Genomic DNA, 12,224 nt, shown 5'->3' with positions numbered 1-12,224 from the left:
CGTCCAAAAGTACCCGATTACCGATCTTGAGTCGGCAACCTCCGACATGATTGGCAATCAGCTCTCCCCTTCCCGGAACGGGCAGTTCGAGGAATGGGCGGGATCCCGGTCGAACTCATCTGGGTAGCTTCCGGGCAGCATCCTGTTGTCCAGCAGAGGTGCGGGCCCTTGGCTCAGGAAGGTCCCGAGGTCTGCCAAGCTGCGAACTTCGGCGAGCGGCACCATGGCATCGCAGACTGGACATGGCCCCAGCAGGAAAAACGGTTCGTCGTCGTAGAGCGGATCGCGGTAGGAGAAGGTGTAGACCTGCTGTTCATCGTCCGGGTCGCTCGCATGGAGAGTGAGCGGCGCAAGAGGCAGCTCAAGGGAATTCCAGCTTCGGTTCGGCTGCACATACGCAGGATCGATTCCCAGCAACGCCGCCAGGCGGGCGGCGGCCTTCGCGATGTCAGCCGCCTTGCTGTCGGGTATCAGTGGATGGGTCGAGTGCCGCCGCAGTTGTTCGTGGGCGGATGCGGCACGGCTAGCGATACTCATGGCAAAAGACCTCGAATATTGTTTGTTGTGCGGCGAAGGGTGCATAGCAACGGACCGCTACCGGAGGCGTAGGTAGCGGTCCGCAAGATGGCTATGGACTCCCAGAGCGATAGCCGACGTTCGGGGAATCCAGGCCCTGCGTATGGGCCTGCCTGACCCGTGTATGGACGTACGGCGCGTTCGTTCGCGCGCCTGGACAGGCCCGGGTCGGCGTGCTTGTCGCTGTTTCGTCAGGCTTGGCCGACATCACTCATTGTGGTTCGGCGATCGGGATCGTCACACGCTGGTAGTGCTCATGGCCAGTTCCTGGAGCATCGGCTCTGCCTCGTTGTCCGCTTCGAGTTCAAGGTCGGTGGCGAGCTGCTCGACCGCTTCCTCAACGGCGCGGCGCATCGCAGCGAGCCCTCCGGCCTCGTGTGCGTAAGAAAGAAGATCGGAGACGATATCCCCGACGAGGAGGGGGGCCAAGTCGATGTCGAAGCGTGCCCAGCCGTCCTCGCCCGCGAAGTAGTCGCGCTCTTCCAGCCACTGAAGCGTGGTGAGGAGGTGGGACAGTCCCCGTTCCGGGGAGGTCGACTTGAGGACGTTGTCCTGGGTGATGAAAGGAGGCTTCAGAAGCGGTCCGGTGTGCCTCATGGCGGTACTCCTTTGAAACGTGTCATCAGGGGAAGGAGGTTTCCAGCCAGCAATCGAGTGAGAGCGGCTGCGCTCTCGGGTGCCGGTCGTTCCAGTGGTAGCTACTGTCCACAAGCGGGAAGCCCGGAGTGTGAGTTCAGTTGCGGCCACATGGTCAGCGCTCGGGTCCGACTACGGTGACGGTGAAGTCCCGGGGCTCCTCCCCACGCTGTTCTTGGGCCGGTTCCTACTGCGACGCGTCGAAGTGAGTCAGCGCCTTCCGAACGCGGTCGCTGCGATCAGGCTGCTTTGTCCAGCGGAAGAAGCTTGACGTCATCTACGTCGCGTTCGTTAACGGCCACGTAGTCGTTGCTTCCGTCAATCGGCAGGTCGTCCAGCCATAGATCTTCGTGCTCGGCCACGTGGCCCTTGAGAGCCTCGATGTCATCGGCGACATCGGCTGGGACTTCAAGGGTGATCGGGAAGTCGTAGGTCGCCACCTCGGTTACGGTCAGCTCGACGCTGATCTTGGTCAGCTCCCCCGACTCCGCTAACTCCTCCATCCCCTCGTTGTTCATGGTCTTGCTCGTCTCCTCTCAGGTCGTGAATGCCGGGGGCGCCGCCCGACATGACGGCGCCCCCGGCGTAGCCCCGCACCCCCTCAGGGGAGAGTGGAGGAGGTGCGGGAGTCCTTGGGCGACTCAGTGCGCGACGAAGACATCGTTGTCCCCGACGTTGATCTGCATGCGGACCGTCTCCTTTTCGGTCAGCAGCTCGGGGGCAGTTTCATCGAGGTGGACAGACACCCGTAGTGAAGCGCTGCAAGGGTCCACGTAGACGAAGACCTGAACCCCGCCGACTTGGATCGATGGGAGAGTGGTCGGGTCCTCCGAATCTGCTGGCCAGAACAACGCGTTCAGGTTGGCTTCGGTCGCGAAGTCCCTGCTGATTGCGGTCATTACTTCTCCCTTCTGGGAACGAGTCGGGGGCGTGTGGCTCTCCGATGTCTGAGTGCCGTGGTCACAGGTGGCTCACCTTGTTGAACACCTTGGCCCGCTGCTGCGGGGACCAGTCGCCGGTGAGCCGTACGGACGTTTCGGTGACCTTCGCGTCGCCTTCGTATAGGTCCTCGTACTGGCCGTGGAGCCACGCGTGCTCGGGTACGGCGTCGCCGATCGGATAGGCGGACGGGTCGGTCACGCCGGTCCGGTCGATTCTGTCGACGGCCCAAGCGATCACGTCGCCCTCCCACCATTCGGCGTCGCACCCGTCGTACGCCTCGCACACCGTGGACGGCGATTCGATGAGTCTGCTCTCCCCCTCCATCCACTCACCGCCGTATCGCCCGTCGGTCGGGGTGACGCCTGTCGGGGTGCGGTAGCTCACGACGCTGCGGGTGATTTCGATCGCGTAGCTCATGATCACGCCGCGTCCTGCCGGTCGCGGTTGTATTGCTTGCGCTCCAGATACTGCGGGCTGTAGATCGCGGCCTCACCGGAGTTGACCGGCACACGCCGCGACAGCACGTCATCGATCCGCGCCACGATGTCCGAGGACCCGTCCAGTGCACCGGCATCGTCACGCATGAGGGACCGCGTGAGTTCCTCAGCCGGGGTGGCCACTGCCGGATCGGGCGGGATGCCGCGGGCAGCCGCCTGACGGCGCCGTGTGGCCCGCTCTCGGGCCTCCTGCCGCTCTTCTTGTGCCGCAATGGCCAGCGGGCCCTGCGCAGACTCGCGCAGGGCATACAGCAGAGCCTGGTGCCCCGAGGTGGTCCGCGAGTACTTCACGTTCGGGATGACAACGGCCCCACAGCGCAAAACCCACGCGATCGGGGTCCGGTAGCTGAGGACGGTGAACATGACTTCGGCAGCGTCCTCGATGTACTGATCGCGCCAGCGGGGCGGAAGCCGGTTGCCGAACGGTAAGTGGTACCCGTCAACGGCACGGAAGGCGCCGTAGGTGTCGAACGGTTCGTGGCGGGCCAGCGCCTCTCGCGTGGCCCATGAGTGCGTGGCAAACTTCTTCACAGGTCCTGTCCTCTCCAACGATGCGGGACCGTGAGGGCCACCAAGGCGCCAGGCGACGCGTTCGGTACGCGAACGCCACGGGGCGGCATCCCCGAGAGCGACGCTTGGCGGCCCTCGCTTGTCGGGCGGATGGTCAGAGCCGGCGGCCTCCCTGGCTTGGCCGGGACCGTCGGCGTCCTGGTTTCATGAGCGCGAAGTGGCTGAGGCACAAGGGCTGATCATTTGCCGTTGACGGCATGGCATTCCCGCCCGCTGTAGCGGAACGCCCCAAGCACCCATGGCTGCGCGTCGTGCCGGTGGCGGGGGCGGTATTGCACCGGTCGGCCCTTGTACGGAGCGAGCGAGCAGACAATCACGCTCTGGGCTTTGAGCAGCCTGGCGGCAGAGCTCATGGGTCACGCACTCCTCAGAGGTACGGGCCCCCGGTCCAGACTGTCCGGACAGTGGACTAGCTGGCTCGTGACCTCGGAAATGCGCTGCGGTGTGATCCCCCTGCACATGATCAGTCCTCTCCATGCTGATCGCCGTCCCACCCCTCGGGGAGGGAGTCTTGCGAACTGCAAGGCCCAAAAAGCGCACCCTCGACGGAGGATGCGCCTTCCGTGACCCGGCCGTCACAGCGTCATCTCTGCACCTGCGGCCAGGTCGAAGATCGCCAGTTGCTCTCGCTCCTTTCCAGCTAAGATCGCGGCCTGCTGATCGGGGATGATCTCGATCGGGTCGATGTAGATCACTCCGTCGGACAGCCACCCGCCCAGACCGTTCGCGGCCCCGTACCGTGCCGTAACGCTGCGGATTAAGTCCGCGAATGCGTCGAACGGAGCGGTGGCGGGGATGGTGTGCTGCGTCGGGGTGAGGCTCACCGCGTACCCGTCGGTGGGCACGTAGGCGCTCCCGTCCGTACGGGCCATGATCGTGAACCCGCCGTTCAGGAACAGGTCGTCGTACAGGGATTCCACGGCAGGCGTGGTCAGGGTGTCCATGATCAGTCCTCTCCATGCTGATCACGGTCCCGCCCGGCATGGCGGGAGTCTTGCGGGCTGCAAGACCACGGGAGGCGCGCGTCCCGGCATGGACGCGCGCCCCTGTGGTCCAGCAGTTCACCCGTCAGCGTGTACGCCGAGCGCGGCCAGCAGTCCGGCCCATTCCGCGTTGCCGTATTCGGCCACCAGCCAGGCGATGATCCCGCCCAGCGTCAACAGCACAGTCTGGGAGGCCACGACGTACAGGCCCCGCAGGAGACGGTGCTTATCGGCGTACCAGTGGACATCGATCGCCACTGAGCAGCCGAACAGGCGGGGGTGGTACTCCCGGTGGATGCGTCCGAGCTTCGGGTGAGGCCGCGTAACGTGCACGCGGTGCCCATCGGTCGCGTGGTCGATGACCCTCTCGAAGCGCCACACCTGGCCAGCGGTGGGGCCCGACACCATGTGAATCATGGAACCCGGCTCGACCACGGAGGCGGTGGCATCGTTGATGAGCTGCATGATCCCTCTCCTTGATCATGTGCCTGCAACGGACGGGCGGCGGCACCCCGTTCGGGCGGGGTGCCGCACCCATGCCACGCGGCAGACGTGCTCACCTGCGCGCCCAAAAGATGATCTGACACACGACCGCTACCGCCAGAGCGCACCAGGTGATCAGGTACAAAGCTCGGTCGGACATCACGCGATCCCGAACTGAAGATCATCCATCAGGTCGGGTTTGTCGCTACGGGCGGCCCAGCGGCGCATACCCGTCGCCCGATGCGGATGGAACGGCGCCCAGTTGGTCGGCTGCACCCGCAGGAATTCCCTGGCCTCGTGCTCCTCGATGGACATGATGGTTTCAAGGAGCGCGGCGTACAGGTCTTCGTCGGTGTAGTCGTTGACCACCAGCGGGAATTCCGCGTAGGTGGTGATCTCCTGGGGGTACCCGGTCTCCGCCTGATCCCGGTTGCTGTTGCGCGCGGGGTAGTTCACGCGGACAACGATCGTGCTCTCGAACCGCTTCGTGTGATCGCGGGCGGTGAACGTCCAGCCCGGCTTGTAGATCACATCTTCCACTAACTCGATCGCGCTTGCAGTTTCCATGATCCCTCTCCAACGGGTCATGAGGGCTCCGGCATGAGCACCCCAGTCAGCGCACGTACGGGACGTGCGCTCAAGTGGGACTCAGTCGGATGTGTCGTCAGCCCGGCCCTTCCATCGGGCCATCAGAGACCTGACGCCGACGAAACCTGTCACAGCCAGACCGGTGACGATTGCAGGCCACGCAGTTGTCACAGCCCCTCCCACGCACCACGGTGGCGAGCCGCCACGCGGGCCGCCGCACGGCTGTTGGTGTGCTGAACGAAGACACCACGGCCGTTGACCACGCCCCAGGAACCCTCCTTCGAGTCCCAGTCGACGTCGTACATCTCGCGGTCGCGTGCAGCCATGATCAGCTGGCGCACTGTAGAACTGTTCGGGTTGACCGCATTCCGCATAGAAGGTGCCATGATCCCTCTCCAATCGATCAGGCAAGCGGCTTCGGCACAGAATCTCTGAGAGCTCTGCAACCACCGGGACGCTACGTCTTTCCGTGCATTCCGCACTGTGGCGAACCGGGCAGGTGCGACTCTGTGAGGCACGATGTGCTCTCACATAAATACGTCGCCCAAAACTGCCCGATTACCGATCAAGTGAGAACTGAGCGAAGTCTTTCACATTCACACAGGTAGCCACGAAGGGGAATTAGAACCCCTTCATGGCGTCACCGTTGGGTTCTCACATAAATACGGGTTCCGGAGGCCCCCGTATACCGATCTTGCGGGGATTTCTCGAAGACCTTTTCGGCACGACTGGTTGCGGCAGGGCTGTTTGCAGCTCACACTGCACCCCACTGCGACTAATGCCCATGGATCCCTGTCGTGATCACGCGTCCCAGTTGCGGTACTCGCTACGATGCACGTAGATCGTTTTGAGTTGACGCAAATCGATCAGGTCGCCAGCGTCAGTACACCCACTCAGCGACATCAATCCTGGTGCACGTAACGCCTTCCAGAGTTTCGTACGTATAGACGATCCTCATGATCGACCCTTCTGTTCTGATCAATTCAGGTGCCGCAGTCACAGCGGCGGCATCTGGGTTTCAGAAACGAGGGACACACGTTGCGCCATATCGGCGCCATGGCGCCCTCATTCAGACACGTCTCACAGAGACTCCCGAATACCGATCACTGAAGAATCCGTCCAGACTCATCCCCAAATCACGGCTGGGAACGACAGGCCACAGCGTGTGCAAAATGGGTTCACTGTGAAGCTACGGCACGGACCTGCCCGTAGGGCATCGCGGAACGGCACGCAACCAATGACACCCTCGACCACCGCCAACGCGCGCTCTCATGCCAAATACAGCCAGCCGAACCCCGAATACGAGCCATGGCATGCGCGGAGGCCCCGAACCCTACGGTTCGGGGCCGGGAACGCGCCGACCGCTCCTAGTCGTCCTTCTGTGGGCGTGTGCTGCGATAGATGAGCTCATCCCGCGCAGTGTCGAGGGACGCGGACAGCTCACGCCATTCCTTGGCGCCAGCATCCCGCGCACGCTGAACCTTGGACGATGAATTGAGCGGGCCACCGTACATCTCTTGCGCTGTTTTGCCTATGACACCGGCTCGCCCGAGATCATCCGCATTGCTCGCGTGCCGCAGCATACGCCGTAGCGTCGGGTACTCATTCCCATCCCCCCAAGCGGAGCGGAAGATCGTTTCGCTGTTGCCCGAGAGGTACGGGGTAACGGCGAGTGTGGTCAGCTTGTCCGCGTGTGGGATCCCGCGTGTGACCTGTTTCCCCGGTGTGGCGTCGTCTTCCTCGGGCTTGACGTCCATCCGGTACCCGTTCCGCGCAGCAGCATCGCGCACCGCCCAGTAGTGGAGGGTCTTACGGGTGACGATGATCGTTTCGCCGTCTCGGCGAACGTACTGCCACGCACAAGGTTCACGGGAGTCGATCCAGACGGCTGAGACCTCGCATGTCGCGACGATCTCACCCAGCCGCTTCGCGAAGATCAACACAGCATCCTGCGTGACGTCGTCACTCACGTCGTCTGTCCCGAGCAGCGCATAGTCGCTGCGTACTACCGTCGCGCTCCCGTCCATCCGCTTCCGTGAGCGTGTGGAGTCGACCGTCCGGCAGTACCCGCGTGCAGTCCTTTGCAGCTCCGCGAAATCTGCTGGCATCACGCGTTTCATGTCCTCTGCTGCGACTTCGCCGCGCTGCCGGTCACCCGGGGTTCCCCTGTTTGATTGTTGTTTGAGCACGATCGTCTCCGATCGTTCGCGACACGTACATGGTGTACTGCGTCTCGGTAATTCCATTCTCCCGCAATTCACCCTTTACGCAAGCCCCAATGCCACCCTTTTCGAATTCTCCACAAAACCCCTCGACCATCAAACCACAGCAGCCAATCGCCGGAATTCCAGCGAATCAGGGTCGCGGGAATCAGCAACAGAAGAACCCAAGACAAATGACACCCAAAACAGAACACCGAAAACGCGAATAATCACCGCCACGCAATTCCAGGAAATACTTATTTTGCCACCATCCCACGGTCACCCCCGCCCGTCTCCCTCAGTACCCCTGGGTATCGAGTTGCGGGTAGCACTGGTAGGGGCCACAGCGCCCCGACCTGCGCCAAGGCAAGCCGAGGGACCTACCGATCTAGAAGGAAGGGGGATTGGAAGTCCGATTGGCGGGCAGATCGGAAACCAGATCGGCAACTCGAAACCAGCAAATCAGGGCAGGGCTGACTCACTGTGGGAAAATATTCAGCAAGCGAACCGGGCCCATCTTCCATATCTTTCGCCCGGCATCTGATTGCACTATTCGCTTGAGGAGGAAGGCCTCGCGAAGAAGAGTAATTCGTCACTCAGGGGAGGGGCGGAAAGCGCGGGCCGGGTGGGGCCGAGGAGAGTGGCCAGGGCTGCTTTCGGGGATACAAGCTGTGCCATCGGTTTGGAGAGAGCGAACACGCCATAGAAGGCTGCTGCGGCCGCGGGGCGATCGCTCGCAGTTTTGACGAGCCGGTCCACATAGCGCTGCAGGAGGCGCGTCGCCATGGTGGGGGGTGCGCCAATGGCCTGGGGATAGAGCACGTCCTGGCTGGTTGCCGTCGACCACGCTCCTTCGGCGGTGCCTGCGATGGCTCGCTGAATGCGGCGGGCGGCTCCGGTATGCATGCCGTGCCGTGCCAGTCCGTGGTGGAGTGCAACGGCGCTGCGGGCTGCGACGGACATGCCGTGGCCATAGATCGGGTTGTAGGTGGCGACCGCGTCGCCGAGGACGACGAATCCATCCGGCCAATGCTGTAGACGTTCGAAGTAACGTCGGCGGTTTGCAGTGCTATGGGTGCTGTAGACGGGACTGTCAGGGTGAGCGCGAACAATCAGGTCGCCGACGATGGGGTGGCGCACGCCGCGCGCGAAGTCGACGAAGTGGGAAGCGTCGGTGGGGGGCTCACCGCCCCGGGTGCCGGAGAGGGTGACCAGCCATCGGCGGTTTTCGATGGGGATGAGGGTGGCGGTTTGCCCGGGGCGGGCCGCTAGGTGGTCGGCCTGGACGTTGATGAGGGGGAAGTCGGCCGGCGTCCCTTTCGGGGCGTGAAAGATCCTGGTCGCGTAGGTGAGGCCGGAGTCGACAGTCTTCTCGGCCGGCGCGGTGAGTCCGAGGTTCACCAGCCACTGGCCGGCCTGTGAGCTGCGGCCGGTGGCATCGACGACGAAGTCGGCCTGAAGCTCCGCTTCCTGGCCGCTCACCTCGTCGCATACCCGTACGCCGGTGACGCGAGCAGGACTGCCGAGGAGCGCTACGGCGCGGCCGGGAGGGGCCAAGGTGATCCGGTCGTTGGCGAGTACCTCTTTGCGTACCACCCAGTCGAGGAGGTCACGGCTACAGATGATGATGAATTGCATCCGCGGCCCGCGTCGCAGCCACCCTTGAGCGGTAAGGGAGACCAGCCCGCTGGGAACTCCGATCTGTCGGCCGCCGGCCGCGATCCACCGTCGGATGGTGCCGGGGAGGAGTGATTCGATGGCGCGGGCGCCTCCTGACCACATCAGGTGGGCGTGACGTGCCTGCGGGACTCCTCTGCGGGTTCCCGGGCCGTCGGGCAGATGATGGCGTTCGACGATGGTGACCTTGTCCATGTGGCTGGATAGCGCCACGGCGGCCAGTGTCCCGGCCAGCCCTCCGCCGAGAACGACAGCGTGTGCGGGTGTGCGCATGAGGCTGGTGTCTCCGTCCGTAGAGCAGACTCGTTATTCATTCCGGGTCGGGTTGAGCGCACCTTCCTCTCTCGCCCTTTGGAGTTGGATGAGTACGTCGCGGACGACTGGCGAGTTCGCAAAGGCGCGCGACACCTCCACCAGCCAGGCCAGTTCACCGATCCCATCGGCCCCGCCCTGCGGGTCGTCCGTCGCCGTATCCGGTGGAAACTTGATGTGCCGCGCCTTGTCGTCGACGGCTGACTTAAGGCGAGCTGCTTCTACAACCGCGCGGAGTTCGGAGCCAGAAAGGTCGGCTTCTCTACCGAGGCGCAAGGCGAGGTCCTTGACCTGTGGGTCAATGGAAGAGCGCAGGGCGAGACGGCCATCGTTGATCTCTGCCAAGCGCCGGACGAGGCGCAGCTCGAAATCGCCGCGCGGGATGCGGCCTGTTGGCACGATGGCTGGGATGGCCTGGCGCAGGGCGCTCCACAGCGGATACAGCTCTCGATAGGCGCCACGCCGGCTGACTCGGGTGTGCATGTGCGTCAGGAATTGGCCCCGTGAAGGCAGCACGAGGCCGATAGCCATGCATACCGTCGCTGGTGCCGCGAACAGGGGAGCCACATGGGAGCTCAGCCCGTCCCAATCCGTGCCGTACCATCGGGCGATCACCGCTACGAGTTTGGCAAGGCTGAAGGTAAGGCCACAACTCGCGCCAATGGCATTTATTTTGAGGCCTCGGCGCAGCCAGGGCCGGCCGGCCAGCGCGGCCCACTTCCAGCAGAGTCCCATCAAAGCAACATCAGCGACAGCCAGGGCGACGAGGTATAGCAGAATGAATTCGCGGATGAAGGCGGTGCTGGAGTAGTAGGTGTCGAAGTCCACACGGCGCTCGATGGGGGCCTCTCCTGCCACGAAGAGAGCGATCAGTGCCACGATAAGGATCGTGTACGTCACGGTCCACCGACGTGCGGCGCTCCGTGCGCGGTCCAAGGGGTGGAGCCAGTAGGCGAGTGTGACACGAGCCGAGGCACTGAATGCGACGATGATCGCGTATACGAGCAGGGCGGCCAGATTAGGTGTGCCGGTGGTCTTGTTGATGAAGGCGATCGTGGCCGGGGCCGCGCAGAACATGGACAGGGATGCGAGGGCGAGCATGATGCACACGGCCCTCCGCAATGGGTTATGCGGTGCCTGCTTCAGATCGCGGAGCTTGAAGCACAGCCCGAGCCAGCCGACTATCGAGCAGGTCCATAAAACGGCGTTCGGATTGCTCATTTTTCTCCCTCATCCGGGGCGTGTCCCAAGGAAGTCTCAAGCCGACGGACCACCGCTGCCGTTGCGGGTGATTCTGGCGTGGTCCAGATCTCGTTCGGCAACCAGCGGCTCACCTTGGCCATCAGCAACGAGGCGAAGAAGTCCGCTTCCTGCTCTGCCTCGCTGCTGCAATGAGTCCGGGAGGCAACGATGCGGGCCACTGTGTCGGGGTCCAACGAAGGGAACACCAAGCGAGTGGAGGCTTCGCCGGCCGCCAGTGTGGCCTCGTGGTCCGCCTCCATGTGCCAAAACTCATGGCAGGTGATGAGGAGTTGATGCCATGGGCTGGTGTCTTTCTCGCACAGTATGTAGTGCGCACTGTCTGTGGCCACCCATAAGCCGCTGACTGTGTCCGGGGGAAAAGAGACGAGGCGGTGATGTACGGCTCGGCCGAGCCGCTGCCTCATGCGCCCGCATAAGGCGGCCACCACCTGGTCAGGCTCCGCGGGGACAGGGAGGTCGAGATCCCGGACGAGCGCCTTACAACTGCGGCGCATTGTCTTCAGGTCCATCGGATCACCGTGCCGCTGTTGGTTGGTCGTGCTCCAGACCACGATGAGCATCCACGCCCCCCGGCCTCGCTTGGTTCACATGCTCAGTCCTTCGTTTCAGGTGGCTTTGGCGGAGTCCGGTCAGTCTCCAGTACGTGCTCGACGATCTTTGTCACCGCCGCGAGGCCTTCAGGAGTCAACTCCAGTGCTCGTAGGGCGAGTTGTCGGACACCCAGGTTGTGGGCGACCTTGGCGAGTTCGATCTCGGCGTCGGTCTGTGCCGCGGTGACCTCGTCGAGCAGGTAAGCCGTCGGGACACCGAAGAAACGCGCCAGAGCCGTGAGCAGTTCGGAGGAAGGCTTCTTCTTCGCCCCGGTCCTCAGCGCCGAGAGGTATGCACCTCCGACCCGGATGCTGGGGTTCGCCTGCTTGACGGCCTCGGCTACCTCACCATTGGTGTATGCGCGCCCCTTCGGACCATCCGGACGGATGCTGTCGAACAGGCGGTTCAGTTTTTCGGCCAGAGTCGCGCTCGGCTCGGCATCGGACATGGGGCCCTCACCTCCACCGCGTTGTGCCGGAGCTGTCTCGAACTCCCAGTTTTCAACCACTGGTTGACAGCCCTGGCGGATCAGAGTCTAGACTCACGCACCGCCACTCATCAACTACTGGTTGAACAGTACATCCGGCCAGTCAACCTGCAATTGATCTATGTCATGCGCAGGAGCACCGAGGACCCACAGCGGGGCGCTCGGTCACCAGTCGATGACCGAGTCAGCCACGTTCACGGCGGCTGAGCACGGGGGACCAGCCAGAGCGCAATGCCAGACGGCCGACCCGACCCAGGGGCCGCTGAAATCCAGCGAGAGCCGCTGTCCGTGAGTCCCAGCGCTCCCGCGCAGGGAGAAACCGATGATTGCCACCCCCCACCCACTCCCCCAGCCCCCTCCACCGCCAGACGGCTTACCCAGAGGTGACACGCAGCAGGAGCAACCTGCGCACAGAACT

The 12,224-nt window shown here is 63.5% G+C and carries 16 protein-coding genes; all 16 read right to left on the bottom strand.

Going from position 1 to position 12,224, the window contains the following annotated elements; translation table 11 throughout:
* Positions 1-57: 57 nt before the first annotated feature.
* Positions 58-537, bottom strand: a complete 480-nt coding sequence (locus tag LIV37_RS35070) for a hypothetical protein (RefSeq protein ID WP_020871814.1) — start codon at positions 535-537, stop codon at positions 58-60.
* 276 nt (positions 538-813) lie between these two features.
* Positions 814-1,173 (bottom strand): hypothetical protein, encoded by a 360-nt coding sequence (locus tag LIV37_RS35065; RefSeq protein WP_020871813.1) that lies wholly within the window; start codon positions 1,171-1,173, stop codon positions 814-816.
* Between the two features lie 278 nt (positions 1,174-1,451).
* Complete coding sequence (locus tag LIV37_RS35060) at positions 1,452-1,730, bottom strand: hypothetical protein (RefSeq protein WP_020871812.1); 279 nt, start codon at positions 1,728-1,730, stop codon at positions 1,452-1,454.
* Positions 1,731-1,853: 123 nt separating this feature from the next.
* Entirely contained in the window at positions 1,854-2,111 is a 258-nt protein-coding gene (locus LIV37_RS35055) for a hypothetical protein (protein WP_020871811.1), read from the bottom strand.
* Positions 2,112-2,172: 61 nt separating this feature from the next.
* Entirely contained in the window at positions 2,173-2,571 is a 399-nt protein-coding gene (locus tag LIV37_RS35050) for a hypothetical protein (protein ID WP_148717771.1), read from the bottom strand.
* A 2-nt stretch (positions 2,572-2,573) separates the two neighbouring features.
* A complete protein-coding gene (locus LIV37_RS35045; protein ID WP_020871809.1) occupies positions 2,574-3,182 on the bottom strand; it encodes a DUF8033 domain-containing protein in 609 nt (202 codons plus the stop codon).
* A 218-nt stretch (positions 3,183-3,400) separates the two neighbouring features.
* Entirely contained in the window at positions 3,401-3,574 is a 174-nt protein-coding gene (locus LIV37_RS35040; protein ID WP_158634867.1) for a hypothetical protein, read from the bottom strand.
* Positions 3,575-3,796: 222 nt separating this feature from the next.
* Complete coding sequence (locus tag LIV37_RS35035) at positions 3,797-4,165, bottom strand: hypothetical protein (RefSeq protein ID WP_020871808.1); 369 nt, start codon at positions 4,163-4,165, stop codon at positions 3,797-3,799.
* Between the two features lie 117 nt (positions 4,166-4,282).
* On the bottom strand, positions 4,283-4,669 hold the full coding sequence (locus LIV37_RS35030) for a hypothetical protein (RefSeq protein WP_020871807.1): 387 nt from the start codon (positions 4,667-4,669) through the stop codon (positions 4,283-4,285).
* A gap of 177 nt (positions 4,670-4,846) precedes the next feature.
* Positions 4,847-5,254 (bottom strand): hypothetical protein, encoded by a 408-nt coding sequence (locus tag LIV37_RS35025; protein WP_148717772.1) that lies wholly within the window; start codon positions 5,252-5,254, stop codon positions 4,847-4,849.
* Between the two features lie 188 nt (positions 5,255-5,442).
* A complete protein-coding gene (locus tag LIV37_RS35020; RefSeq protein WP_158634868.1) occupies positions 5,443-5,601 on the bottom strand; it encodes a hypothetical protein in 159 nt (52 codons plus the stop codon).
* Positions 5,602-6,642: 1,041 nt separating this feature from the next.
* On the bottom strand, positions 6,643-7,464 hold the full coding sequence (locus LIV37_RS35015) for a hypothetical protein (protein WP_185058018.1): 822 nt from the start codon (positions 7,462-7,464) through the stop codon (positions 6,643-6,645).
* Between the two features lie 561 nt (positions 7,465-8,025).
* Positions 8,026-9,426, bottom strand: coding sequence for an NAD(P)/FAD-dependent oxidoreductase (locus LIV37_RS35010; RefSeq protein ID WP_121824138.1), 1,401 nt, complete (start codon positions 9,424-9,426; stop codon positions 8,026-8,028).
* 33 nt (positions 9,427-9,459) lie between these two features.
* Positions 9,460-10,686, bottom strand: a complete 1,227-nt coding sequence (locus LIV37_RS35005; RefSeq protein WP_121824139.1) for an MAB_1171c family putative transporter — start codon at positions 10,684-10,686, stop codon at positions 9,460-9,462.
* Positions 10,683-11,288, bottom strand: coding sequence for a hypothetical protein (locus LIV37_RS35000; protein ID WP_020871801.1), 606 nt, complete (start codon positions 11,286-11,288; stop codon positions 10,683-10,685). Before LIV37_RS35000 ends, LIV37_RS35005 begins: the two co-directional genes overlap by 4 nt.
* Before the next feature lie 32 nt (positions 11,289-11,320).
* On the bottom strand, positions 11,321-11,767 hold the full coding sequence (locus tag LIV37_RS34995) for a helix-turn-helix domain-containing protein (RefSeq protein WP_020871800.1): 447 nt from the start codon (positions 11,765-11,767) through the stop codon (positions 11,321-11,323).
* Positions 11,768-12,224 lie beyond the last annotated feature (457 nt).

Source organism: Streptomyces rapamycinicus NRRL 5491 (genome assembly GCF_024298965.1).
GTDB lineage: Bacteria > Actinomycetota > Actinomycetes > Streptomycetales > Streptomycetaceae > Streptomyces > Streptomyces rapamycinicus.
This window is presented reverse-complemented; position numbering and strand designations above follow the sequence as displayed.